The 26,727-nt window shown below is 50.3% G+C and carries 24 protein-coding genes; 20 read left to right on the forward strand and 4 right to left on the reverse strand.

Annotated elements, in window-relative coordinates; genetic code table 11:
- The first annotated feature begins 31 nt into the window (after positions 1–31).
- From ACJJIK_RS04295 to ACJJIK_RS04335, 9 genes are all read left to right on the forward strand, one after another.
- The gene (locus ACJJIK_RS04295; RefSeq protein ID WP_444944322.1) at positions 32–730 is read left to right on the forward strand and encodes a response regulator transcription factor; all 699 of its coding nucleotides are present in this window, start codon (positions 32–34) and stop codon (positions 728–730) included.
- Positions 727–2,100, forward strand: coding sequence for a histidine kinase sensor domain-containing protein (locus ACJJIK_RS04300; protein ID WP_444944323.1), 1,374 nt, complete (start codon positions 727–729; stop codon positions 2,098–2,100). The genes ACJJIK_RS04295 and ACJJIK_RS04300 overlap by 4 nt, the downstream gene beginning before the upstream one ends.
- Positions 2,101–2,201: 101 nt before the next feature.
- On the forward strand, positions 2,202–4,217 hold the full coding sequence (locus ACJJIK_RS04305) for a TonB-dependent receptor plug domain-containing protein (RefSeq protein WP_444944324.1): 2,016 nt from the start codon (positions 2,202–2,204) through the stop codon (positions 4,215–4,217).
- Between the two features lie 63 nt (positions 4,218–4,280).
- Positions 4,281–4,838: a hypothetical protein gene (locus ACJJIK_RS04310; protein ID WP_444944325.1), complete on the forward strand. Its 558-nt coding sequence runs from the start codon at positions 4,281–4,283 to the stop codon at positions 4,836–4,838.
- A gap of 540 nt (positions 4,839–5,378) precedes the next feature.
- On the forward strand, positions 5,379–5,738 hold the full coding sequence (locus ACJJIK_RS04315; protein ID WP_444944326.1) for a carboxymuconolactone decarboxylase family protein: 360 nt from the start codon (positions 5,379–5,381) through the stop codon (positions 5,736–5,738).
- Positions 5,738–6,253 carry a VOC family protein gene (locus tag ACJJIK_RS04320; RefSeq protein ID WP_444930989.1) on the forward strand — a complete coding sequence of 172 codons (516 nt, stop codon included), beginning with the start codon at positions 5,738–5,740 and terminating at the stop codon, positions 6,251–6,253. Before ACJJIK_RS04315 ends, ACJJIK_RS04320 begins: the two co-directional genes overlap by 1 nt.
- Positions 6,250–6,693, forward strand: coding sequence for a DMT family transporter (locus tag ACJJIK_RS04325; protein WP_444944327.1), 444 nt, complete (start codon positions 6,250–6,252; stop codon positions 6,691–6,693). The genes ACJJIK_RS04320 and ACJJIK_RS04325 overlap by 4 nt, the downstream gene beginning before the upstream one ends.
- Positions 6,690–7,175, forward strand: coding sequence for a DMT family transporter (locus ACJJIK_RS04330; protein ID WP_444944328.1), 486 nt, complete (start codon positions 6,690–6,692; stop codon positions 7,173–7,175). Before ACJJIK_RS04325 ends, ACJJIK_RS04330 begins: the two co-directional genes overlap by 4 nt.
- A 259-nt stretch (positions 7,176–7,434) precedes the next feature.
- The gene (locus tag ACJJIK_RS04335; RefSeq protein WP_444930986.1) at positions 7,435–8,358 is read left to right on the forward strand and encodes a LysR family transcriptional regulator; all 924 of its coding nucleotides are present in this window, start codon (positions 7,435–7,437) and stop codon (positions 8,356–8,358) included.
- Positions 8,359–8,499: 141 nt separating this feature from the next.
- Here ACJJIK_RS04335 and ACJJIK_RS04340 read toward each other — a convergent pair whose 3' ends face one another.
- The 3 genes from ACJJIK_RS04340 to ACJJIK_RS04350 form a co-directional block, all read right to left on the reverse strand.
- Positions 8,500–9,519, reverse strand: coding sequence for a serine hydrolase domain-containing protein (locus ACJJIK_RS04340; RefSeq protein ID WP_444944329.1), 1,020 nt, complete (start codon positions 9,517–9,519; stop codon positions 8,500–8,502).
- 383 nt (positions 9,520–9,902) lie between these two features.
- Positions 9,903–10,112: a cold-shock protein gene (locus ACJJIK_RS04345; protein ID WP_444930984.1), complete on the reverse strand. Its 210-nt coding sequence runs from the start codon at positions 10,110–10,112 to the stop codon at positions 9,903–9,905.
- A 431-nt stretch (positions 10,113–10,543) separates the two neighbouring features.
- A complete protein-coding gene (locus tag ACJJIK_RS04350; protein WP_444930983.1) occupies positions 10,544–11,095 on the reverse strand; it encodes a MarR family winged helix-turn-helix transcriptional regulator in 552 nt (183 codons plus the stop codon).
- Positions 11,096–11,506: 411 nt separating this feature from the next.
- On the opposite strand from ACJJIK_RS04350, the gene ectA reads away from it, so the two are divergent.
- From ectA to ACJJIK_RS04405, 11 genes are all read left to right on the forward strand, one after another.
- The gene (gene ectA / locus ACJJIK_RS04355; protein WP_444945036.1) at positions 11,507–11,992 is read left to right on the forward strand and encodes a diaminobutyrate acetyltransferase; all 486 of its coding nucleotides are present in this window, start codon (positions 11,507–11,509) and stop codon (positions 11,990–11,992) included.
- Positions 11,993–12,001: 9 nt separating this feature from the next.
- The gene (ectB, locus tag ACJJIK_RS04360) at positions 12,002–13,297 is read left to right on the forward strand and encodes a diaminobutyrate--2-oxoglutarate transaminase (protein WP_444944330.1); all 1,296 of its coding nucleotides are present in this window, start codon (positions 12,002–12,004) and stop codon (positions 13,295–13,297) included.
- A 95-nt stretch (positions 13,298–13,392) separates the two neighbouring features.
- A complete protein-coding gene (locus ACJJIK_RS04365; RefSeq protein ID WP_444944331.1) occupies positions 13,393–13,797 on the forward strand; it encodes an ectoine synthase in 405 nt (134 codons plus the stop codon).
- Between the two features lie 360 nt (positions 13,798–14,157).
- Positions 14,158–15,588 (forward strand): aspartate kinase, encoded by a 1,431-nt coding sequence (locus tag ACJJIK_RS04370; protein ID WP_444944332.1) that lies wholly within the window; start codon positions 14,158–14,160, stop codon positions 15,586–15,588.
- Entirely contained in the window at positions 15,573–16,490 is a 918-nt protein-coding gene (locus ACJJIK_RS04375; RefSeq protein WP_444930978.1) for a TPR end-of-group domain-containing protein, read from the forward strand. Before ACJJIK_RS04370 ends, ACJJIK_RS04375 begins: the two co-directional genes overlap by 16 nt.
- Positions 16,491–16,523: 33 nt before the next feature.
- Positions 16,524–17,951, forward strand: a complete 1,428-nt coding sequence (locus ACJJIK_RS04380) for a sodium/proline symporter (protein WP_444944333.1) — start codon at positions 16,524–16,526, stop codon at positions 17,949–17,951.
- 816 nt (positions 17,952–18,767) lie between these two features.
- On the forward strand, positions 18,768–18,989 hold the full coding sequence (locus ACJJIK_RS04385; RefSeq protein ID WP_444930976.1) for a DUF551 domain-containing protein: 222 nt from the start codon (positions 18,768–18,770) through the stop codon (positions 18,987–18,989).
- 797 nt (positions 18,990–19,786) lie between these two features.
- A complete protein-coding gene (betB, locus tag ACJJIK_RS04390; protein ID WP_444944334.1) occupies positions 19,787–21,250 on the forward strand; it encodes a betaine-aldehyde dehydrogenase in 1,464 nt (487 codons plus the stop codon).
- Between the two features lie 12 nt (positions 21,251–21,262).
- On the forward strand, positions 21,263–22,936 hold the full coding sequence (gene betA / locus ACJJIK_RS04395) for a choline dehydrogenase (protein ID WP_444944335.1): 1,674 nt from the start codon (positions 21,263–21,265) through the stop codon (positions 22,934–22,936).
- 123 nt (positions 22,937–23,059) lie between these two features.
- Entirely contained in the window at positions 23,060–24,277 is a 1,218-nt protein-coding gene (locus tag ACJJIK_RS04400; RefSeq protein WP_444944336.1) for a BCCT family transporter, read from the forward strand.
- 67 nt (positions 24,278–24,344) lie between these two features.
- A complete protein-coding gene (locus tag ACJJIK_RS04405; RefSeq protein WP_444944337.1) occupies positions 24,345–25,058 on the forward strand; it encodes a TorF family putative porin in 714 nt (237 codons plus the stop codon).
- 256 nt (positions 25,059–25,314) lie between these two features.
- Here the strand turns inward: ACJJIK_RS04405 and ACJJIK_RS04410 are convergent, their stop codons facing one another.
- Positions 25,315–26,118, reverse strand: coding sequence for an acyltransferase (locus ACJJIK_RS04410; protein WP_444944338.1), 804 nt, complete (start codon positions 26,116–26,118; stop codon positions 25,315–25,317).
- Between the last annotated feature and the right edge of the window lie 609 nt (positions 26,119–26,727).

Genomic DNA, 26,727 nt, shown 5'->3' on the forward strand with positions numbered 1-26,727 from the left:
TGCAACCAGATTGCATACAGCCGATGCCCCTATGAGCCAAAAACCACCCCCACAGTGCAATATCTTGATCGTTGAAGACGATCGCAGCCTTAACAGCCAGCTCTGTGAGATGATCGAAGGGGCTGGATACCAAGTAAATGCCTGCTATGAGGGTAATACTGCCCTGCTAGAAGCTACAAAACCGCACTATCAGTTGATTCTGCTCGATTTGATGCTGCCAGAAATGGACGGTATTTCCCTGCTCAGGATTTTGCGTAAAACCAGCCAAGTGCCGGTCATTATCCTCACAGCCAAGGGGGCTGAAGAGGAAAGGATTACCGGCCTTCGCCACGGAGCAGACGACTATGTATCTAAACCCTTCAGCAAAACCGAACTATTACTGCGAATCGAGGCGCTATTGCGCCGCAGTCAGCCAGTCCAGGCCGAACCTGTCCACCATACAGAAATTGATCGGCTTCAACTCGATTTAAACACCCAGCAGGCTTTTGTCAGCGATCTTGCCATTGAATTCACAGCCACCCAGTTCAAGTTGCTGTGGGAGTTGGCGGTATATCGGGGTGAAGTTCTGAGTAAGGCATACCTCTCCCAACAGGTGCTCAACCGCACCCTCGGCGCCTATGATCGCAGCCTGGACATGCATCTAAGCCGGATCAGGCGCAAATTGACCGGTGCAGGCTGGCGTGGTGATCGGTTACAGACCGTACATGGCAGGGGGTACTGTCTAAAATGAGCCGAAAACTTCTCTGGAAACTCTGCCTGCTCATTGCTGCCGGTATTGTCGCCCTGTTCTATTTGATCAACACCCTAACCCTCCGCACCGAGGAGCAGATGAGCCTGCTGGAAGTCTCTCACCGAGAGGAGCTAAAGCGTTGGGGCGAGGAGGCAGAGAGGCTCTTTCTCTCTGGCGATAAGGCCCAATTGGAGCAGTGGTTGCAAGCGTTGCAGGAACAGGAAAACACCTGGGCCACCGTTACCCAGTACGAGGTAACTCATATCGCCGGCGAGAGGGGCAACGAGGATCGCTACATAGGCTACAATCTCGGTCGCGATGTGGATTGGAAAGTCCACTTGTATTTTGAGGACAACCCAGTGATGGAAATCCCATTTACAACCGAGAAGACGAGTCTGCTGGTTTTACTGCCCGACAGGATGCGCCCCGGTAGTTACTGGCAGACAACTCGATTAGCACTGCAAATACTTCTGCCGATGGGTATTTTGGCGTTGTTTTCCCTGATGCTCTACCGCCACATTATGCATCCCCTGCGCAAGCTGGAGCAGGCAACACGGGAGTTCAGCCGAGGGAATTTCAGTGTTCGGGTTCACCGCCAGTTGGGTGGCCGCAATGATGAGATTTCCGAACTGGCAAAAACCTTCGACCAGATGGCCGCCCGCATCGGCGAGCAAATTGTCAACCAGCGGCAGTTGATCGCCGACCTTTCCCACGAGCTAAGGACCCCTCTCACCCGTCTGGATATTGCGATAGAGGACGCCGGCACCCGCTATTCGGATGACAAAAACATCCAGAGAATTCAGCGGGAGTCCGCTCATATTCGACGCTTGGTTGAGGATACCCTGACCCTTGCCTGGCTGGATAATGAGCGGCCTTCTGTAGGCACTGAAGATCTGGATTTAGTGGATCTTATTGATGTGATTGTTGAGGATGCCCGCTTTGAGTTCCCCAACCGGACTATCTGCACTCGCCTACCGGACACCGCAGAGATAAGGCACTCCAATCACCAGGCCGTGGGACAGGCCCTGGAGAATATCTTGCGCAATGCGATGCGCTATACCCCGGTGGGGCAGGCTGTTCACGTGCTCCTGGAGGAAAGTGGGCAAGAGCGTGTTGTTATTGATATTGAGGACTCAGGGCCCGGGGTACCGGAAGCGCTGCTGGATAATATCTTTAAACCCTTTTTTAGAGCCGATCGATCGCGAGCTTCGGAGTCAAAGAACTTTGGGCTCGGCTTGGCCCTGGCACGGCGGCAATTAAATAGTGTGGGCGCAACTGTGGAAGCCTTCAACCGCTCCGCCGGAGGCTTGTGTATGAGAATTACACTTCCAACTCGACTTTATAAGAGCACTGTGAGTGCTATAGGCTAAAGCCGCTATTAAATGTAACAAATGCAACACTGCTGTACTTTAATATTCTTAATAGGAACAATTCGCATTTGCGAATAGATAATACTGAGAAGGACAGCTAAATGGCTCGCAACATTCCTCGCAGCAGATACGCGCTACTCCCCTTGATGGCATCCAGCGCTCTAGCCGCCGGCATCAGTCAGGCACAGGAGGCTCAAGAGCAAGCGAATCCCGCCGAAACCTCAATGGAGACCGTAGTCGTTGTCGGTGTGGCAACAGATACCGAGATCACACCTGAAGAACTCGATAAGCAGCAGGCAAACAATCTTAGCGATATTTTTCGCCAAGTACCCTCTGTATCTGTTGGCGGATCGCTGGGTATCGCCCAGAAAGTCTATATCCGGGGCATGGAAGACACACTCCTCAATGTTACCGTCGATGGCGCCCCGCAGACTGGCACCCTATTCCATCATATTGGTCGAGTATCCATAGAACCGGAGTTACTACAGAAAGTTGAAGTTCAAGCTGGAGCGGGCGAAGCGACCAGTGGAGCCGGTGCAATTGGGGGGGCTATCCGCTTTAAGACCAAAGATGCCGATGATCTACTTGATGAGGGCGAGCAGCTTGGCGCTATAGTAAAAGGAGCTTACTTTAGCAATGACGGCCAAAAAGCCAGTGCCTCAGTGTACGGGAAGCTCACTGATAACTGGGGGCTGCTGGGATCGTTTGTGACTATCGATCGCGACGATATGGAGGATGGCGACGGCAACACCATCTATGGCACAGCTGCCGATCAGGATCTCGCGTTTATAAAGTTGAGTGGCGACCTCGCTAAAAATCAAAAACTGAGCATCAGCTTTGAGCAGCGGGATGAATCTGGGGAGTTTGGTCGACGCCCCAACTGGCCCGCTCTTGAGGGGGATACGCTCTATCCAATGGATGCTGAACGCCAGACCTTTGTCATCAATCACCAGTATTCCCCCAGCGCACTGATCAACCTGGAGACAACGGTTTACCACACAAAATCGGAGATGGAGCAGGATGTATTTGATCTGTGGGGCAAGTACGGCGCATCCGTAGAATCCCTTGGTTTTGATTTGCGCAATACCAGCAGTATCGGTGTGCATACTATCACCTACGGCCTAGAGGCTCGTGAGGATGAAGTAGAAAGCGGTTCACTCTCAGGGCCCTATGTCGGCACCTCCTATCGCGAGGAAGGCCAGATTGTTGGGGCTTATATTCAAGATCACTGGCAGGCGACGGAGGCACTGCTGCTGAGTTTTGGACTGCGCTACGACGAATACCAGTTGGAGCAGATAACTCATAACGATGAGGCCGATAGCCAGGGCTTTAGCCCTAATATCGGTATGAGCTATGCACTTACGGATGCGCTCACCTTCACCGCAGGTTATGCAACAGCGATGCGAGGCAAGGAAGTTGGAGACGGATTCACATTGGAATCGGCATCACTTGCTCCCAACCTGGACGCTGAGACAGTCGACAATAGCGAACTGGGCCTGGAATATATCCAAGGTGACCTTGAACTAAAAGCGGCTATCTACCGCAGCACTATCGATGACGTTATTCTCGATCAGCTCGGAAGTGGCACCTACTACGAGAATGTGGGTGAGCTGGAAACTGAAGGGTTTGAGCTCAGCGCCTCTTACACTTGGAATAAGTTATCCCTCAGTGCGGCTTTCAGTCACAATGATTCAGAACTCAACGGGAATACCGTAGAGGGGTATGAACACAATGGCTTGGCAAATGCCCGTGGCGATACCTGGAACCTGACCGCCAACTACGCATTTACCCCTAAGTTAGAGCTGGGTTGGAACTACACCCTGGTACAGGACCTGAACAATATTGAGGTTTTACAGCGTGCTGTAGAGATTGGCTGGATCGATAGCACCCAAACCATCGACAAGCCCGGCTACCAGATACACGACCTCTACTTGCACTGGGAGCCCTTGGCAAGTGATCGCCTAAATGTGAATTTGGCGATACAAAACCTGCTTAATGAGCACTACCGGGATCATTCCAGCGTTGCGGATTATAGTGTCATTGATGGTTGGGGTATTGTTGCCGGGCTGTACGAGGCAGGTCGAGATATCCGGCTATCGGTAGACTACCGCTTTTAATTTCCTCCTTTTAAGTTGTTTATGTCAGAGCGCGATGCATTTGCACCGCGCTCTTTGGTGCCTATGAAATCCAGAAACCGTTTACTGTGGATCAAGCTCCACATCTACTTTTCCTGCTTTTTTTTGCCGATTGCTATTTTGTATATCGCCACTGGTGTGGTCTACCTTTTTGATATAGAGGGAGGGGTAGATGAACAAGTTGAGTACTCCATTTCTCTTCCCAAAGGCTTGCCCAGCAGTGAGCAAGAGACCCTGAAGGTTATATCTCCGATTGTTCAGCCCGAAGAGATAACCCTGCCAGCAGATTTCTACCTGGAAGATGAGTACATTGGTTGGTATGGCTACAAACGCCAAGTTTATTTGGAGCCAAGTGAAGATAAACAATCCGCAATACTCCATGTGAAAGAACACGACCTCTGGCACCAATTCTTATTGATACATAAAGGACATGCCGGGCCACTATTCTGGCTTTCAGCAATTATGCTTGGTACCAGCCTGCTATTTAGCCTGATTAGTGGATTAGTAGTGGCCTTTGCGGTCCCAAAATTCAGAAAGGCCGCTGTACAATTTACCTCCCTCGGGCTCATCGCCCTGGTAGCGGCCTTTTTTATGGGGGGCTAGCCGTGGGCTTGTCTATCCCAGCATTCACTATCTACAGGCGATATAGACATATAAATAGCGAACTTTCGCTTCCATACCAACAAACCAGAAACCTCACCGGAATCCGCACTCGCTAACTGACACTGAAAAAATGATACCCGGATAAACCTTCAGCGGGCAGAACAATTCAGCCCAATCTATCGCACTGCGACTTGACAGCCACAATAAACCCCTCTCTCGCGAGCTTACTCATTGCAGCCTTTACCGTGCTGAGTGCATCCACCACAAGGCACGGCAACGGCAACTCTAAGCTCGCCGACACACAAGCTCGACCTCTCCATACAGACATTAATCGACTAGCAGTTCAACCATTGAGCACTGGATTAATCAACTCAACAGGAAGCCAGGCCTGATCATACACGGGCAGGTTCACAGCGGTCATTTGTGCATAATTTGCAAAAGTGATGTTCCCGCTTATAAGTTTTAAGGAGGATGCAACTGCCTATAATAACTTCCAGCTGCTACAGCGAAATATCAACTAGACAACCAGGAATATTAACTATGACTACCAAGTACGAAAATGCTGTTTTGGATGATCAGACATTGATCGAAGGGCTTAAGTCTATTAACCCGGTATGGGGAGATCTAGCTGTACGAGTCGCAGGCGAAGTATGGGGAAAACCGCTACTGGATCAGAAAACCAAGGCGCTAATCACTATTGCTATTGACCAAATGTCCCTCAATGTAAACGGTGAAGGTAACCCGTTCGGCGCTCATGTTGATATGGCACTCAAACAAGGGGCGACGTATGAAGAGATTGAGGAGTTGATCGTTTTTGCCTCAATGTATACAGGCTTCAATAAAGGGGCCACCACCATGGGGGCACTCAATAAGCTTCGCCATGACCGAGGTGATATCTAATGGCCATCCCCGGACTTAAGAAAGCAGATCATATTGGATTTACCGTCCCCGATGTTGATTTGGCCGTTGATTTTTTTAATAAACATTTTGGCTTCGAGCTGGCTTATACATTTGGGCCATTTGCCTCGGATGACACCTGGATGACGGATCATCTCAATGTGAATCCTCGCGCAGAGATTAAGAAAATTGCCGTTATGAGTGCCAATAGTATCAACCTGGAAATATTCGAGTATGCCGACAACATCGATCGAAATAAGGTGGCACCAAACAATGCTGATATTGGCGGGCACCATTTAGCTTTCTATGTTGAAGATATGGATACGGCGGTTGAATATCTCAAGGCGCAGAATATTAAAGTACTTGGCGCCCCTACCGTGATGACTGAAGGTCCCACCGAAGGAGAAACCTGGGTGTACTTTATGACTCCCTGGGGCATGCAACTTGAGCTTGTTTCATACCCCAATGGAAAGGCCTATGAGCATTTGACTAGCGTACGCCTATTTGACCCTCGATGAACATTATTGCCACAATTTTAGTTGTTGTTGCCGGCATGGGGCTCTCCGTCGAGGCGGGATTACTGGGCCCCCTAGGCATGCAGGTTGGTCACTTGTGGGCCACCCTGAGTATATTTGGCGTTGGGACAGCCCTACTCTGGCTAATCAGTCTATTTGTCCCCAGCGCAAAATTTATAGGGTGGCGAGAGGTTCCAAAGTGGCAGCTTACCGGTGGCCTTTTAGGACCGGTTTACGTTGTGGTTCTCACTTTGGCCACTCCTATACTTGGAGTAGCTATGACCATGATCGGGATTCTTGTGGGGCAAACTGCCAAAAGCTTTCTAATTGATTCCCTCGGATGGTTTGGGGTGCGCAAACAGCCGATCAATCTCCTGAGAATATGTGGGGCAACCTTTTTATGCCTTGCATTATATTTTACCTACTTGGGAGCAAAATTATGATCGGACTGATGTTACTTGCCATACTATCCGGCGCAGCTTTGAGCACCCAGGCAGCAATTAACGGGAAGTTTGGGCAGAGCGTAGGGGTTGTGCAAAGTGCCCTCTTTACTTTTGGGATAGGCGCTGTGATTATGGGCTTGCTCGTGTTCTTCTTTGGCAAACACAGCGGCCCATCAATTCTGTCCGCCCCCAAGTGGCAGCTGATAGGGGCATTTTTTGGCATCTTCTACATGCTTGTCGTCGTTGCTGTCATTCCCAGAATCGGAGTGGTATCAACAACAATTGCTACAATTTTTGGGCAGATGAGCATGAGCTTGGTCATTGACACCCAGGGGTGGTTTGAGAATCCATCGATCCCCTTAAACTCCTGGCGCATTGCAGCGATGGTCTGTGTGATTCTAGCTCTGATCTGTAATTACCTCGGCAACCGAAAAACGCTTGTTCGCAACACTGAGGGGTTGCAGCCCGCAAGCCACAGTTAGCTGTAGATACTGAAGTAAAGCCCTATTCAGATGTCCAACAGCAATCAAAAGTTGCTTACTATATTACTTGGGAAGTCCTGAAACTCTCGAGGAGCGGGCCTTGAAGGCTACAGCTATTGCAAAGGGCTACCGCAACTCGCGGCGATTTGCGCCCAACACCTGTAGTTTTCAAGGCCCGCAGAAGTATTACGGAATTATTCAAAGGTTCTCTAGGGATTTATTGCCTGCATACTCCCCGGATACTTACTACCGATAGCTAATGAATTACGATATATCAATACTAGAATTAAAACTGTTCTTAATGACAGCTCAATTGGGCAACTATTCTGAAGTCTCGAGAAAACAGGGAATGACGCCCTCCTCTGTGTCGAGAAAAATGGCCCAGCTAGAGGGAAAAGTGGGAACAAAACTTCTACACCGTCACACCAGGGCAATATCATTAACGGATGAAGGCACCGCCTTTGCGAAGTACTGTAGTGATATAGTCCGTCAGTACGAGCTAGTTTGCGGGCAAATCGAACAGAGAGCCAATACCCCGCGAGGAGTTGTAAAGATCAGCGCTCCCGTTGCGTTTGGGCGGCTTCATGTTGCTCCTTATATTCCAGATTTATTGAAACTCTATCCGCTGCTTAGGATAGAGATGCAGCAGACAGATAGCTTTATCGACCCCGCCAAAGAAGGCATTGATTTACTTATCAGAATCGGAGCACTCCAAGATTCAGGCCTGAAAATGAACAGCTTTGGCAATCAACATTTTATACTGGCAGCCAGCCCGGAATACCTAAGGGTAAATGGCACCCCGGAAACCCCGGAACAGTTAATTGCTCACAACTGCTTGGTGTTTAAGGGGCCCAACGGGCTACAGCGGTGGTTTATAGGCAGAGATAATTTGACACCATATGAAGTTAAGGGATCTCTGTATAGCAATAATGCAGAAACGCTGGTTTCCAGCGCTATAGGCGGAGCCGGAATTGTTATGTTCCCAAGCTGGCTAATAAATGAAGAGATTCGCCAGGGCAAGCTAGTCTCTATTTTGACCGATTATCGTGCATCTTCATCCGCAGAAGACCAAACTATCAACGCACTTTACTTACCCACTGACAACCTGGCCCCTAAAGTACGAGTGATTATTGATTTCCTTAAGGAGAAGTATGGCAACCCCTGCTATTGGGATGCGAAATAAAGAGTTTTTCACTCTGAGCGGATGATTATTGGGCGATGTAACATAGGCCCGCAGGTGTTGGCTATTCCGTAATATCTCTGCGGGCTTGCAGAGATATTCGACCTCCTGACAGCTCTAGCCCGCACCTTGATGCTGAATCACCTAAAACTCATTTTCGGCAATGATCGCCGCCAACTGTTTAAGCTTTGGCTGCTGCCCCTCGATATTAGTGAGCCCAATAATCAGATGATTTTCTTCGGGAAAGATCACAATCAGAGCACTAAAACCGTAGATACCTCCAGATTGGGTATATACCTTCTTACCAGCAATCGTGGAGCTGAGCCACCCAAAACCATAGCCCTCCTCGATAAAGATATCCTCTTTATCCGCAGCGGAAACCAAAGACTCTGCGGCAAAAGATTCAGACCAGACTTCTAGGTCAGCCAAGTTACTGGATAGGGCTCCCGCCGAATAGGGTATCGACATATCAATATAGCTTGCCCGTTCGGCCTGATCCTCTGTCGTATACCCCTGCGCATGGCCGGTATGGGATATTTTGCTCTCTCCGTAAACTGTATGATTAATGTCGAGCTCTCCCAGGATATGCTGAGACAAATACTGGGTATAGGTTTGTCCAGAGAGCAACTCGATAAGATACCCCAGTAAAATATAATTTGAGTTTGAATAGCTATATTCTTGGCCCGGCTCGAACTCAAGCGGCTTGTACTTAGTCAAGTTGACCAGTTCTATGGGACTGAAAGACTGGCTGTGGTCAATCCCGTGAAAAAACTCCGGGATACCTGAGCGATGAGTAAGTAGGTGCCTTAGGGTGATCTCATCTCCCCTAGGGTAGTCCACAACAAAGTGAGAGATAGGGGTATCGTAAGCGGGAATTTTTCCGGCTGCCTTAAGCTGCACAATCGCTAGTGCGGTTAAGGTTTTGGAGAGAGACCCTATTCGATACTGGGTATCGATTCGATTGGGTGTTTTTTGTGCAACGCTGGCGAAGCCAAAGCCTTTCCGCAGGATATCAACGCCCTGCTTTTTAACCAGGAATGACCCTATAAAGCCCTCAGATTCAAGCAGGTCCTCAGCGCTAGTGTAAAGTGGGTGACTGTAGGCGCTAGGAGAAAGTGGCACCAAAGTGGCGATCAGCAATATCGCCAGGTAAATCGTTTTCATTCTTATATCCGTGAAACTTGACATAAACTGGGAGCAGCCCCCAGCCAAAGAGCACTCTACGCCCTTAAAAAAAAGCGAGTCAATTTTATAAGGGCCGATCTAGTGCGGATACGATAAAAAGTTAACCTCAGGGCACTGCGGGGAGATGGCCATCAACAAGTATGGCTAGCTCAGGAGAGAGTAAGGTATCGAGGACTTGGGAATCCTGCCAGATCGCCTTTCGTGAACACAAAATCGACAATGTGCGAAGAGGCTGCTGGAATGCCAGGAGAAGTAGAGGGGGGGTAATTTGGGTTTCACATTTACCGTAAAAGGCACCCTCCCCACTCTGATCGTGCAGGGAGGGCACAGCGGTCACGCCCTTTTGGGGCGAGGCCTAAATATTACAGGCAGACAATATTTTCTGCTTGCGGGCCTTTTGCACCCTGGGTCACGGTAAATTCTACCTTTTGACCTTCGGTCAGTGTTTTGAAGCCACCACCAGAAATAGCACTGAAGTGGGCAAAAACGTCAGGACCGGATTCCTGGGCGATAAAGCCAAAACCTTTCCCCTCATCGAACCACTTAACGGTACCAGTAACAGTGTTAGACATAATAGATATCCTTTTATTAAACAAATACGCTCCAATTAGATGGAGGTGTGCGGGCAAAAAGTATTATTTTAAACGAGACCGAACGAAGGATTATGACTAAAACTACGAGGTAAACTGCAATAAAAAATGGCTTTTAAACCAGCGCGCGAAGAATAACACTTACCTGTCGCCTATGTCCACTCCTGCCTCAAGTCTCCCTTTTCGACAAAAGAGCAGCCCAAGCGCGATGGGTATCCCACCAGGGCCGACAATCACAGGGGCGATTATACCGAGAGGCTGCCAATCCTCCTATTGTACGCAAGAACCAATTGAGGGTCGGCACCCCCAACTGGAGAGTACTAACGGGTCACATCCTTTGAATGCCGGTCATCACTGGATATAACCCAAGCGCAAGCCCCCCCTCGGAAGTCTTTTGGTCATTTCCGGTCGAATTAACCGTTTTTATCCTTCTCAGTAGAGTCGGCAATATCGCTGTAACCCAGAGCCGCTGCGGACTTATCCATCGCCGCGCCCTGGCGATCCAGAATACCGATGTCCAGCACCGGCGAAGCGTCAATATGCTGGGCATCCATCATCTGGGCTACGCGCTGTAGTGACGCAATAATCATACTTTGCTCCCAGTCTTTCAGGTCGCCAAACTGACGAGCAAATTGATCCTGGAGGGGAATCGGGGCATCGCGCAAGGTTTCAGAGGCCTCCTCGGTTAGGTAGGCATGCACCTTGCGCTTGTCAGCTTGGGATCGCTGGCGGTAAACCAGACCCCGCTTCTCCAGGCGATCCAGAATATTGGTGACAGTCGCCTGGCTCAGGCTAACTTCATTGGCCAGCTCGCCAATCGTCACCTCCCCCTTGTTGCGAATGGCCTGTAGCAACAGTACCTGAGGGGCGGTTAGGCCAGTAGTTTTTGCCAGGTGCCTGGAGTGCAAATCTGTGGCCCTTATTACTCGCCGCAGGGCTACTAGCACTTGTTCGATACTGTTCAAAGCTACCTCTTAATCTCGAAACTGGGGTGATTGAGAGGATTATATAGCTGCAAACCAGATTGCTAAACGCTTATAGACCCCAGAAAAGCCTTCAGCATCGAATTGCTACCCCTCACCCCAGCTGCCCCAGTGCTTTCAAGGTGTATTTAGGTGCCTATCTGTAAGCCCCCTCCCCCAAAAGCCCGACCAACTCCAGGACAAATCGCACGATTAGATCTTCTGCGCCTAGACTTCAAAATTAATTAGTGTACGATATTTAGCACTCTAAATATTTTTTGCCGCAAATCGCTTTTTTAGCGTCAAAAGCAACTGAAAAATGATTTTTAGCGGCGTTATAACCAAAAAAATACTTAGATATGAAAGTATATTTTTGTTAGTGGAATTATTTTGCCTAGATTAGAAAGTTTTATTTTGAGACCGCCTTCCCTGGAAGATGGCATGAAAGTCCATGGACTGATTGAAAATTGCCCGCCCCTGGACACCAACTCGAGTTACTGCAACCTCCTTCAGTGCAGCCATTTTGCCGGCACCTCAGTAATCGCAGAGGCTGATGGAGAGGCGCTGGGTTTTATCTCTGGATACTTAATTCCAGACCGCAGGGACACTTTGTTCGTTTGGCAGGTTGCGGTGGCAGAGAAGACCAGAGGGCTAGGACTGGCCTCCCGCATGCTTAAGGACATCATTGCTCGCCCCCAGTGCAAGCCTGTGAGATTTATCGAGACCACAATCACTGAGCACAACCTCTCCTCCTGGGCGCTCTTTCTAAGTGCGGCAGAGAAGCTCTCCACAGACCTTCAATCCTCCCCCTGGATGGACTCCGAGACACACTTCAGCGGCCTGCATGACTCGGAGAGCCGCGTGCGCATCGGGCCCATCACCAAACCAATAGCAGCTTAAGAGAGAACCATGAAGATCTTTGATGAGATTGAATCCGAAGTACAAAGTTACGCCCGCTCCTTTCCGCGAGTATTCAACCGCGCAAAAGGCGAACTCATGTGGGATGAAGAGGGAAATCAATATCTGGATTTTCTAGCAGGTGCCGGCACCCTCAACTATGGCCACAACAACTCACTATTCAAGCAGGCTTTGCAAGATTACATCCAGAGTGACGGTATCACTCACGGCCTGGATATGCACACCAAAGCCAAGGGCGAGTTTCTGCAAGCGCTAAATGAAAAGGTTCTCAAGCCCCGCAACATGGAGTATATCGTTCAGTTTACCGGTCCGACGGGGACGAACGCGGTAGAGGCCGCCATGAAAATTGCCCGCAATGTCACCGGCCAGCAAAATATCGTGACATTTACCAATGGCTTTCACGGAGTCAGCCTGGGGTCTCTGGCCGCCACCGGCAACTCTCACCACAGGGATGCCGCCGGGGTTAGCTTAAACGGCACTCATCGAATGCCCTTTGATAGCTACCTGGGCAAGAATATCGATACTACAGAGTATCTCGATAAGGTACTTTCAGACTCCAGTAGCGGCATCAACTCTCCCGCAGCTGTTATCGTCGAAACTGTTCAGGGCGAAGGCGGAATCAATGCAGCCAGTGCCGAATGGCTAAGAAACCTTCAGACAGTTTGCAAAAAGCATGGCCTGCTCTTTATTGTTGATGATATTCAGGCCGGCTGCGGCCGCACCGGAGACTTTTTCAGTTTCGAAGAGGCCGGCATAGAGCCCGACATCGTTACCCTTTCCAAGTCCCTCAGCGGCTACGGACTACCCTTCGCACTAGTCTTGATGAAGCCCGAGCTAGACCAGTGGAAGCCCGGCGAACACAACGGCACGTTCCGCGGCAATAACTTAGCTTTTGTCACGGCAAAAGCAGCAATTGACCACTACTGGTCTGACGATAAATTTTCACAGGAAGTTAAACGGAAAGGGGAATATATCTCTAAGCGGCTGGAAAGCATTGTCAACCGATACGGTGAGGGCAACTTCACCACCAAAGGCCGCGGCATGTTCCAGGGCATTGACTGCGTGAGTGGCGAACTCGCAGAAAAAATTACCAAGCTCGCTTTCAAGAAGGGATTAATCATCGAAACAAGTGGCGCAGACGATCAGATTGTTAAACTGCTCTGCCCCCTGGTTATCACCGACCAGCATCTCAAGAAAGGTATCGATATTATTGAGTCAGCCATTCGGGAAGTCTGCGCCGGAGAGCGGGATATACCCGAAGAAAGAGTCTACTTCGAGGCCTGCTAGACCAACCCCAATAAAACTCAACAATATCACCAGAAAGCCAAGCCTGCCGACAGGCAAGGCCGGACTAGCTGCACGGGCAATATAAAAGGACACCCATGATTGTTAGAAACCTGCAAAAAGCCAACACATCCTCCCGCCGAATTGTTTCACCGGATGGCAACTGGGAGAGCACCCGCCTACTGCTAAAAGATGATGGTATGGGCTTCTCCTTCCATATTACCACCATATATCGCGGTGCTGACTTCCAAATGCATTATCAAAACCACTTGGAAGCCGTGTACTGCATCGCCGGCAAAGGAGAGGTCGAGGTATCGGACAGCGGAAAAAAATACTCCATTGAACCAGGAACTATCTACGTCCTCGATAAACATGACCGACACACCCTAAGAGCCTTTGAAGAGATGACCATGGCTTGCGTCTTTAACCCCCCTCTAAACGGGAAGGAGGTGCACAATGCGGAGGGGGCCTATGAGCTGGAAGCTGAATCCATTGGTGAATAGCCAGATAGCAGCTGACCACTAAAGCGCATCCGCCAAACAAGAGGGGGGGGCACCCCCAGAGCAAGGAGTTATGGGTAAGTTAACGCCATGCAAAGCCCAATGGCTTAAGCAGGCCAAATTACCATCCGTAAAAACAGGGCCCTATAGCCCTCACGGTTCAATTTATCCAGAACCCCAGAGAAGGCAGCAGTGCCAGCAAAAGCGCAATGAGCAACAAACTGGAGGCCGTTTTACGCCCCCACCGCAGCCAGAATATGTCTGCACAAGGAAATCAATTTCTGTTATCTGATATGAAACACAACCCAGTGCCCCCACTGGAGAACGCCGCTATCAAGAGAAAGAAAGGACCAGTAAGAGACAATGCATACGATAGAAAAGATTGGTGGCACCTCCATGTCGGACTATGAGTCAGTCCGGGATAACATTATTAAAGGTGGCCCCAAAGGGCTCTACAATCGTGTTTTTGTAGTTTCAGCTTATGGTGGCATTACCGATCTGCTGCTAGAGCACAAAAAGAGTGGTCAACCGGGCATTTATGGTCTTTTTTCCAGCAGCATTGAGGATGACAGCTGGCTGGTGAAGTTTGGCGAACTCCGCACCCAATTGCGCCAGATCAATAGCCGCCTATTCGGTGATACCGACCTGCTCAGGGAAGCTAACCTCTTCCTGGATGAGCGCCTTGAGGGTGCCAAAAAGTGTCTTCGAGACCTGCAAAGCCTCTGCCAGCATGGCCACTTCTCCCTCGACGCCCACCTCGGCACAGTTAGAGAGATGCTCGCCAGCCTTGGCGAGGCACACAGTGCCTGGAACACCTCGAAGCTGCTACAGCGAGACGGTGTCAACGCCTGCTTTGTTGATCTAACAGGCTGGCGCACCAATAAACATATATCTCTGGATGAGCGCATTCGGGATGCATTTGCTAACATCGATCTAAACCAGCAGTTACCGATTGTCACTGGTTACGCCCACAGTGATAAGGGCCTGCTTATCTCCTTCGATCGAGGTTATAGCGAAATGACCTTTAGCCGCCTCGCGGTTCTCACTGGGGCCAAAGAGGCGGTGATCCATAAAGAGTTCCACTTAAGCAGTGCAGACCCCCGTCTTGTAGGACCAGATAACGCCGTACCTATCGGCCGCACAAACTACGACGTGGCTGATCAACTGGCCAACCTGGGCATGGAGGCAATTCACCCGAAGGCGGCCAAGGGCTTGCGCCAGAAGAATATCCCCCTCCGAGTAAAGAATACCTTTGAGCCAGAGCACACCGGCACATTAATTACTGGCGACTACGTAAGCGACTCACCCTGCGTGGAGATTATTGCAGGCTGTAAAGGTGTCTATGCATTGGAACTTTTTGACCAGGATATGGCCGGTGCGATCCACGATTATGACCGAGAGGTGCTCACGGTCATAAAAAGGTACAAGGCTCATATTGTCTCTAAAAATACTAATGCCAATACCCTAACCCACTTTTTATCCACCAACCTAAAAACTATCAAGCGGATACAGGCATCTCTAGAGGAGTGCTTCCCGGAAGCAGAACTAAACCAGAGGAAAGTCGCGATCGTCTCCGCCATTGGGAGCGATATGAAAATTCCCGACGCACTGGCAAAAGCCATTCAATCGCTGTCTAGCAACAAGGTTAGTATCCTCGCCATGCACCACTCGATGCGGCACGTCGACATGCAGTTTGTGGTCAACGAATCAGACTACGACCCTGCGGTCAGGTCACTTCATAAGGCGCTGGTTGAGATCCACGATCACGGGACCGCAATATGCCTCGCATCCTAAATGTCTACACTCTAATTTTTCTGCTTCTCTCCCCCGGGGCCATTTCCCGGGAGGCGGAAGCGGAGGAGCGAGCTAAAGCACAGCAAGAGGTGGAATCCTTACAGAAACCGCTTTACACACCTTTTGTGGAGCGATATATGCTGGACGAAATCAAACAATTGCGCATTGATCAGGCCAATGCCAAACAGGAGCTAATCCAACAGATAGTCGATCGCGAGCACAATTCTGTTGATCGCGCAGTAGCCTATGCAACTGATACCGTTACCTACTTCTTTTACCTGATAGCCGCCGCCACTTCGATACTGGTCCTGGTGGGGTGGCGATCCCTACAGGATATTAAAGAGCGAGTACACAACTTAGCCGATGAAGAAATCTCAAAACTGGTTCAGGAGTATGAAAAACGCCTGGGAATTATAGAGAAGCAATTGCAGCAGAAGACTCTACATATTGAAGAGAATCGCGAGGAAATCGAACTTACCCAGGAAGTTCAGTCTCTTTGGCTGCGGGCCCAGCAAGAATCCTCTATCGCCAACAAAATTGCGATCTATGATGAAATTCTGCGTCTCCGCCACGAAGATGTCGAGGCACTGACCTATAAAGCAGATGCAGTTCTAGAACTGAATGAACCCCAGTGGGCAGCCAATCTTTGCCACCAGGCCCTAAGTATTGACCCGGGTAATAGCCATGCTTTTTATCAGCTGGCCTGCGCTCACACCGCAATGGGTCAATTTGATGAAGCGTTGCGCTATCTCGCCGAGGCCATTAAACGAAGAGAAAGCTATCGCGATGAAATCTTGAGCGACAACGCCCTTCAACCTCTGGCGAAGAGCAAAGTCTTTAAGGATCTCGATAAGGTTATCGCTAAAACGCCGCCACTACAAAGCTCCGAGAAAGGCGCATAAGAAATAATAACATCTGATAATAAAGAGGCTCTGGTGGTTTATTCATTTATTGGTTTTCTACTCCTATTTACCCTGGTAGGGATATCCTCCGCACTATTTAGCCGCGCTACCAAGGCAGACTATTACCTTGCCAGTAGTGGCGTTTCCCCCTGGCTAGTTGGCCTATCGGCCGTGGCAACCAACAACAGCGGCTATATGTTTATTGGCGTAATTGGTTATACCTACCTAACCGGACTGGCCTCAGTCTGGTTGATGGTAGGGTGGATTGCCGGTGACTTCCTTGCGTCTCTTTATGTGCATAAGCGGTTGAGGTGTGCCACAAGTGCAAGTGGCGAGGTTAGCTATGCCGGCGCGCTCAGTAATTGGTATGGGCAAAAGCATTCCACTCTACAGCGCCTTATTGGCACCATCTCTCTACTATTTCTACTAATCTACGCATCGGCTCAGCTAGTTGCTGGCAGCAAGGCGCTACACGTCCTGCTCGACTGGCCCCTCTGGTCCGGAGCTGTAGTTGGCGCATTATTGGTTTGCCTCTACTGCTTGGCTGGGGGTATCCGCGCCTCCATATGGACTGATGCGGCACAGTCGATCGTTATGATCAGTGCCATGGGCACGCTTTTAGCCATTGCACTTGCCAACCTCGGAGGAATACCCAGTGCGATAGCACAGATGCAGGCCATTGAAGGATTTACTGACTGGCTTCCCAAGGGGCTGGCCTTTTCTGGCTGGAGTGGTGTTGCTGTATTTGTTATCAGCTGGGGGTTCGCCGGGCTATCTGTTATCGGCCAACCCCACGTGATGATACGGTTTATGACCCTGAGCGACTCCAGCAAGATGCATCGCGCTCGAGGCTGGTATTATCTGTGGTTTATTCTGTTCTATTGCATGGCTACTGGAGTTGGCTTGCTATCTAAGGTATTTATTGCGGATAGTGGAAATTTTGATGCTGAACTCGCACTGCCAATGATGGCTATAGAGCTACTACCCCCCGCCCTGGTAGGCTTGATCCTAGCCGGTATTTTTGCTGCAACCATGTCCACCGCCGACTCACTACTTCTCAGCTGTTCTGCGGCCATTACCCACGACATCCTCCCCCGTAAGATTGAAAAGACCTGGCTCCTTAAGCTCGTTACGGTCGCCATTACTGGAGCGGCGCTATTGCTGGCACTCGCCAACAACCAAAGCGTCTTCAGCCTGGTGATTTTTGCCTGGTCCAGCCTGGCCAGCGCCTTCGCTCCCCTATTATTGGTATTGTGCTTTGGTGGTAGGCCTACACAAGCCACAGCTATTACAGCAGTAATCGTAGGCTTTACGACTGCAATTACCTGGCGAGCACTAGAACTCCACGGGATGATCTATGAAGGCTTACCCGGTATCGCTCTAGGGTTAATCGTATTCTATCTAGCCAGTTTTGCTCGCCGACCACTTACCCCACCAGGGATGAACAATCAAACCAACTAGCTTATTCCACCCCCGCCAATTGATTGGTGGGGGTTTTTAGCGCCCCACTCTCCCCCTTCAAACCCTCCCCACCCAAGGGCGCTGACCATCCAAAATCCAGGCTCAAAGGGGTGATTAGGCGCTACTTTTACCAAGCGTACTCTTATTACCCGCCAGCAGCCCCCAGCGGCAAGGCGCCCCCTACAACCCCTGATATCAACTTGATTAACGGCTGTTTTTTACTCAAAAATAATTTAGCTATTAAATTCACCTAAATATTTTTGATCTCAAAGTAATAAATAAGCCAAAATAAAGAATAAACGTCCTTTAAAATTTCATTTTTTAGGCCAAGGTATGCGGAAGATATAGGCTGAAACCTGAATCAATCCCGTGTAGAGTGCTTAGCCCTCAAAGAAAACCTATAAGATAAATCGATACAAGAGCGCCAAAATTGATCCAAAAACACACTATACGATCTTAATTTGAACAGGCGGGTGTTTAGAGTTGAAATAATTAACTGTCGGTTGCAGAGGTTTTTACCTAATTTGGATGGCATTTCGCTGTAAGCCCACACCTAAAAGATGGCGCAGCTATTTGCCAGCCGACAGGATTCCCTTTGGCTGGCAAGTTACCTCAGCTAAACGGACCCGAAACCAGGGGCTCACCCTTTTGATCGCACCCAGAATCCACTCCTCACTGAAAAAATCTTATGGTAACGTTGACTGCTGACAGTACTTGTACTGTTTCAACTCCTCACAAAATAGCAAGGGCCTCAAAGGTACGCCGGACCCAATGAGTCTCCATATTAAAAACCCCAAAAACAGTCGGTGGTAAAATTTGTGGATTAACTGTAAGGAAAGAATGCCCGAGGATATGGATGTTGTTATTGCCCTATATTTAGGGTTTTGGCCCGGGCGCGGCAATAGCGGCATTATAGATGCCTACGCTATCAATGGTGAATGGTTCAACCTTCCCGAAGGTGTTGTTATTGCCGGATGGATGCCAATGCCGGATACGGAACACCTGCCAATTGCAGATTGCGCAGAACCGAAAACCTAACCCGCACCGAGAAATCTCCTTGGGCGCGCTGAAACAGGCATACCTTCAATATCCCTGTACGTTTTTGAGGGGACACAAAACGACCCGGGCGATTTTGCGCAAGGGATTGCAACCTAAATGAAGGCTCAAGGGCGAAACCATTCAGCCCCCGCTAATTCGGCCAGCCCACAAAACCAAGGCCGCACTAAGACCAGGCGAGCCCCAACGGGTAGCCCCCATCCTCCCTGATCGAAAAACAACCCTTTAAGAGACCTGACTCGCTAGCGCCCGGAGCCCTCTCCCGCAGTAATAGCGGCAGGCATAGAAGGCGACGCCAAGTACCCCTTCGAAATAGCATCCAACCTCCAATCGAGCCAACCCCACCCCAGCCGACCTCCCGCCTCACCAAAAGGCATTTATGACCAGAAAGTCCGATCATCAGAGCAGCTTCCATCGCAAAATTTTTATAGAGTTCAAACAAGATTTTTGCCCCAGTCCGGGGGCAATTTCGCCCTTAAAAAAGAGGGATAACGCTGTATACGCGGAAAAACAAATACCTCAAAGATCAATCGGTTTTTCTCCGCCAGGTGCCAACAGTTAGAGTTCAAATTAAAAATATGTTACATTCTGTGCCATATCGCCCGGTGATTAACCATCGGGCTCGGGCTGAAACCTGGCGATTTGAGATAAAAATCTTCGCTGGGCCGGCCTTTTTTTGTGATGAGAAAACCTCCACGAGCGGCCCATCGCGCCCTCCTGAACCCATCACCAACAAACAACCAACTGACCCTCTGTTAAAAAGCAGTATGGAGAGACAGATGTCACTGGACACACAACGGAATTTTGTAGACGGCCGCTACCTGGCGAATGAAAGCGGCGAGTGCTTTGATGTTTTTAACCCGGCGACTAACGAAGTCAGCTACCAGGTTGAGATTGCCGATGAGAAGGTGCTTGCGGAAACCATCGAGAGCGCCAAGCGCGGCTTTGCGCAGTGGTCTGCTATGGCTCCGATTGAGCGCAGCCGCATCCTGCTGAAAGCGGTAGCCCTGTTGCGCGAGCGCAACGATGAGCTGGCTGCGATTGAAGTGGCTGACACCGGCAAGCCCTGGCAGGAAGCCAGTGTTGTCGACGTGGTAACCGGAGCCGACTCCATCGAATTCTTTGCCGGCCTGGCCGCAGGTATTGAGGGCAATCAGCAACAAGTCGGCGAGGACTTCTATTACACCCGCCGCGAGCCTCTGGGTATCTGTGCCGGTATCGGCGCCTGGAACTACCCTCTGCAAATCGCCTGCTGGAAAGCCGCCCCGGCCCTGGCCTGCGGTAACGCCATGATTTTCAAACCTTCCGAAGAGACCCCCAAAGGCGCTCTGAAGTTGGCTGAAATCTTTATTGAAGCGGGCATGCCCCCGGGTGTCTTCAACGTAATCCAGGGCGATGGCGCCGTGGGTGCCTGGCTAACCAACCACCCGGATATCGCCAAAGTTTCCTTTACCGGCGAAGTGGGTACCGGTAAGAAAGTCATGGCCGCAGCGGCTGCCAACTTGAAAGAAGTCACTATGGAGCTGGGCGGCAAGTCGCCGCTGGTTATCTTTGATGATGCCGACCTGGAGCAGGCAGTCTCCGCTGCCATGCTGGGTAACTTTTACACCCAGGGCGAAATCTGCACCAATGGCACCCGCGTATTTGTCCATCGCAGCATCCACGATCAGTTCCTCGCGCGCCTGAAAGAGCGTGTCGAGCAAAATATTATCGCTGGCGATCCGATGAATCCGGATACCAACTTCGGTGCGCTGATTTCTGCCAAGCACCAGCAGCTGGTGATGGACTACATCAACAAGGGCAAAGAAGAAGGTGCGACCCTACTCTGCGGCGGCCACACCCTCTCCCCGGAGAATTCCCCCAACGGTTACTTCGTTGCTCCCACCGTATTTACCGACTGTCATGACGATATGACTATCTGCCGCGAAGAAATCTTCGGCCCGGTAATGTCGGTACTGGTCTTTGATGATGAAGACGAAGTGATTCGCCGCGCCAACGATACCCGCCTGGGCCTCGCCGCCGGCGTCTTTACCCGCGATATCACCCGCGCCCACCGCGTGATTCACCAGATGCAAGCGGGCATCTGCTGGATTAACGCCTATGGCGCCTCCCCAGCAGAAATGCCGGTGGGCGGATACAAATTATCCGGAATCGGACGCGAAAATGGACTTGCGACCCTAAACCACTACACCCAGCTGAAAGCGGTGTATGTGGGCCTGGCACCACTGGAAAGTCCATTTTAAGCGGTATCCTGCATGAGTGAGTTTGATTACATCATCGTCGGCGCCGGCTCTGCCGGTTGCGTTCTGGCCAACCGTCTGTCTGCCCAGGAAGATAAAAAAGTCCTCCTGGTAGAGACTGGCGGCAGCGATCGCAGCATCTTTATCCAGATGCCCACCGCGCTGTCCATCCCCATGAATACTGAGAAGTACGCCTGGCAGTTTACGACTGAACCGGAGCCCCACTTGGATAACCGCAGTATGCATTGCCCCAGGGGCAAAGTACTCGGCGGCTCCTCCTCGATTAACGGCATGGTTTACGTACGCGGGCACGCCAAAGACTTTGATGAGTGGGCGCAACACGGCGCCGAAGGCTGGGATTATGCCCACTGCCTGCCCTACTTTAAGCGCTCTGAAACCTGGGCTTTCGGCGGTGACGATTACCGTGGCGACGAGGGTCCACTGGGGGTCAACAACGGCAATGAAATGGCCAACCCCCTCTATGGAGCCTTTATCGAAGCAGGCAAAGAAGCCGGCTACGATTACACCGCAGACTATAACGGTGAGCAGCAAGAGGGCTTTGGCCCCATGCATATGACGGTCAAAGACGGGAAGCGCTGGTCTACCGCCAACGCCTACCTGAAACCGGCCATGCAGCGCCCCAACCTGACGGTATTGACCCACGCCACCGTACATAAGGTGATTCTGGAGGGTAAACGGGCAGTCGGAATCAAACTTGAACGCAAGGGCAAGACCCAGGAGTTCAAGGCGCGACAGGAGGTGATCCTCAGCGCAGGCCCCATCGGCTCCCCCCACCTTCTTCAGCTCTCCGGTATCGGAGACCCCGATACACTGGCAGAAGCCGGTATCGAACTCCAACACGAACTCCCCGGCGTCGGCCAAAACTTGCAGGACCACCTGGAGTTTTATTTCCAGTTCCGCTGCAACCAGCCGATTTCCCTAAACGGCAAGCTCGATCCTTGGAACAAGTTCCTGATCGGCGCGCGCTGGATATTGAAGAAGGACGGCCTCGGCGCCACCAACCACTTCGAGTCCTGCGGGTTTATCCGCTCCAAGAAGGATGTCGAGTGGCCGGATCTGCAATACCACTTCCTGCCGGCAGCGATGCGCTACGACGGACGCGAGGCCTTCGATGGCCACGGTTTCCAAGTGCATATCGGGCACAACAAGCCCAAGAGTCGCGGCAGGGTCAAAGTGGTTAGCAGTGATCCAAAGCAATCCCCTTCAATCCTGTTCAACTATTTACAGGAGAAAGAGGATATCGAGGGCTTCCGCGCTTGCGTGCGCCTGACTCGCGAGATTATCAATCAGCCGGCTTTCGATGAGTTCCGTGGGGATGAGATTCAGCCCGGCACCGATATCCAAACTGATGAACAAATTGACGCTTTCGTGCGGGAATCCGTCGAGAGTGCTTACCACCCATCCTGCTCTTGCAAGATGGGTACCGATCCAATGGCAGTGGTAGACCCGGAAACCCGTGTACACGGTTTGCAGGGCTTGAGGGTTGTAGACTCCTCCATCTTCCCGACCATTCCCAACGGCAACCTGAACGCGCCCACCATTATGGTGGCGGAGCGGGCTGCCGACCTAATTTTAGGGCGCCCAGTATTGGCGCCCTCCGAGGCATCGGTAGCAACCAAGGCTACCAGCACTCAGCGACCTGGCCGCCCCGCGCGTTCAGTGAGCTGATTTTACGCCGGCGCTCTGGCAGAGATTTGACTGCCCCCTTCACTTGTGACGGGGATAGTCAAATCTCGCACAGCAACGCCCTTTTGGGGCGCCGGCATATCAATAACTAGCTGGAGACTCAGCATGACAGCTTGGCTTTCTGCGGGATTATTATTTACCTTCACGGCAATAATTTTCTCGCTGATAAAATGGGGAAATGTGAAGATGGTCGGGGTAACCCCGGTAAAAACCTTCACTTTTATAGCGATCCTTTTCACCTCCGGCCTCGATGTAGGCCTCATCATGTTCCCCCTCACCGAGTTCGCTGGCTACGCAGATCTAGCCAACAACCCAGAATATGGCTTCACCAACGCACTCGCGATTGAATTTGGTTTTTGGGCCTTCCTGATCTGGGGCTTCTACTTCCTCACCTGCTTTTACTTCTGCATTATTGAACCCAAAGTTAAATTCTTTGAATTGGCCCCGGTCAAACTGATCAATAACGTAGTGATTATCGGCACCTGTGCCTTTACTGCCTATTTGCTGCTCAGCAACCTGCCCTGGTACCTGCCCCAGGTTGGCGATGGTGAAACCATTGTTGGCACCTTCTACCTGATCGTGTTTGCCGTTATCGCCGCTGCGGTCTACTCATCCACCAGCCTGCGCTACGTACGCTTCCTCAGCCTGGCAACCACCTGGATGTTTATTGGCCTAATTGCGGTAATGTGGCTGGGCGCCTTTACCGGTGAAAACGGCAGCATTGGCGACTTCGCCTCTACCTTCGCCCTGCTCGGCGGCTACTTCGGCAATATCCACCAGTTCGTGCTGCCGCTGAATGACTACCACGAGTTCTACCTGTTCTGGTGGTTTGCTTGGAGCATTATGATTGGCCAGTTTACCTCCCGCTTTGTGGGTGGCCTGCGCACCTACCAAGTGCTGGCGGCGATGCTGATTTTCCCATCCATCCCCATCGCGCTCTGGTTCAGCGTACTCTACTACTACTCCAGCCAGGGGCTGGATACCAGTGGCTTCTATAACTGGGCCATGATCATTGTGGGTATTACCTTCGTGATCAACTCGCTGGACTCCCTGATTCGCCTGTACACCGACAACCTGAGTATGACCGTTGCGCGCCTGGGCAAGTGGAAGTACTTCGTACTTAACCTGGCCGCAATGAGCCTGCTCACCCTGCTGTTCAAGCTGGACTTCCTGCAAATCCAGTGGATAGGCGCCCTGGTGATTGGCATTTTCTTCTGCTGCCTGGGTTACATCCTGGTGAAACGCTTCAGAGCGGTAGCAGCTATCGACTCCTCGCCTAAAGAAAACAAAATCGACTTTACCAAGATCGAACTGGCGAGCTAACCATTGAGATGCCCCCGCCCGCTCAGGCGGGGGCCACAAAAAAATATAAATACGCGGTAATTAAACAATGAAATCGACTTTAAAAGTTTCTGCACTGGCCTGCGCTTCCCTGCTGGTACTTGCCCAGCAATCCCAAGCGGAGCTGTCTTCCACGGTTAACCTGACTACTGACTACACCTTTAACGGTGTCAGCCAAACCCAAAACGACCCCGCACTACAGGCCAGCCTGGATTACGGCTTCGATAGCGGATGGTATATCGGCACCTGGGCCTCCAACGTGGACTTCGGTGGCGATGACGATACGAACCTGGAGTGGGACTTCTACGCCGGTAAATTTATGCAGCTCACCGACAAAGTGAGCCTGGACACCGGTATTGCTTATTACACCTACCACGGCGATAGCGACTGGTCAAAAGAATATGCTTACCCGGAAGCTTACGCCAAGCTGGGCTATAGCTCTCCCCTTGGTGAGTCAGAAGTCAATGGCTGGTACAGCTGGGACTACTTTGGCATGGGCGGCGGTCACTATATTATGATGCTGGCCCACACCTTTGAGTTTGCCGAGGGGCATAATATCCGCTTCAGCGCTGACCGCTCTACCAGTGTTAACAAAGACAACTGGACCTGGGAAGGCAAAAGCTCATACAACCACTTCCGCGTGGAATATATGACCTCTTTGGACGGCTTCGATTTCAATGTCGCCGCCGAGAACACAACGCTTGATTCAGAGAATGCTGACGAACGTATCGTCTTTTCTGTTGCCCGCACCTTTAGCCTTTAAGCTAGGGGGCAAACCGGAGCCCAAGTGGCTCCGGTATTTCATACTGGCCAACTCCTAGAACAACCCTCTTCTCCACCCTGTCTTTTTTACCACCACTTAATCTTGACCTGGGTTCCTCTGCAATTTCTTCAAGAAGATGAGCTTGGTTTTGTTGCGTAATCGCTGGATAGTCATTCATTACGGATAGGTAAGCGCCCATTGCGGACCTGCACAATGGGTGCTGTGGCCGGTAGTTAGACGCTACCAGCTATCCAATTTAGGTTTTTTTGTATTTATTAAAAAAGTACTTTGCTCGGTTTTTAGCCTGCTCAGTTTGATTTCTTGCCCAGTAGATATTCGGCTTGACCTTTGAAACAGCAGGCACACCTGAAGCGATAGAAAAGCGGGGGACATCTTTTGTAACTATGGCACCTAAAGATATGATTGAACACGCCCCTATATTGACTGACTTGAGAATACTAACTTGCTCACCAATCCAAACATGAGGCTCAATATGGACTATACTTTTAGGCTCATTAACTTGCTGATCACTAGATATATCAAATATTGGATGTGCGTCCGAGCTTCTAATAACTATATCATAGGAAAACATACAATCATCGCCAATAATTATTGCAGGATTTGCATTCCCAGCGCCATTGCCTGAAATCCAAGTATTAGTTGAAGTTGTGGACACCCGATTTCCAACAGCAATAAAATCATTATCTTGAAATGATCGAATCTGAACATTCCTTAAATCACACCCATTACCAATATATAGAAAAGAATTATCACCCTTAAAGAATACACTAAAAATACCCTTTACATTTCTTCCAATAAATACCCTGCACCCATTAGTATCCCCAAAATTAATATTGACTTTTGCAGAGACACCTCCCTCCCTGACAAATACTTGACCATTCCCATGAACATTCAAATTGTCAGGATGACCAGAGTAATCACTCTCATCAATTGAAAAGTCTTGTATTGATTTTTTAGCAAGTTCCAAATGACCAGAGTAGCCACCCTCATCACTTGAAAAATCTTGCATTGACTGTTTAGCAAGTTCTAAATGTGACATGTATATTTCTGACTCCCAACGCCCACAGAGGACGCACCATCTTTTGACATCGCTCTTACTGAGATTGCTATATTATCTACTATTTAAACTTCAATACTTCTATAAAATGCATACCCACCCAGAAAACACCAACGTTTTTGTAATTTCCCGGAGTCAAACTTCCATTAAAAATAAATACTTTTCATAAATTATCACGCCAGCAACCGCCTCCCAAAATACATCGCCTTGCCATCAGGTGAGGACAAAGGGGCACCTACCCTAGGCAAAAAAATTAGCTCACACTACCGATTATGGGCGCCAACAAAAATTCTTGCTTTTCATCCCCCTGCTATTCCTAACCCCCTGAGACCAAGCATAAACACCCACCAACCTCCCAACACTCTATAGAAATAATACCTGATGCACTTCAGAGTTGAATGCAGGCTAATAAAAAAGACAAAGCCAAGAATTATTGCCTAGTGAGCTTTCTTGGATAAAGCCACAATATACAAGAATTCGTTTGACCAGTTTGACATAAGCTCTCCGTAACCATAGACATTTAACGCCAAGCTCACCCGTAGCGGCGCGATAGTACCAGGATCAGAGGCAGCCCTTGGTATGCCCTGTATA

The organism is Microbulbifer regidiadema (SeqCode) (assembly GCF_052466995.1).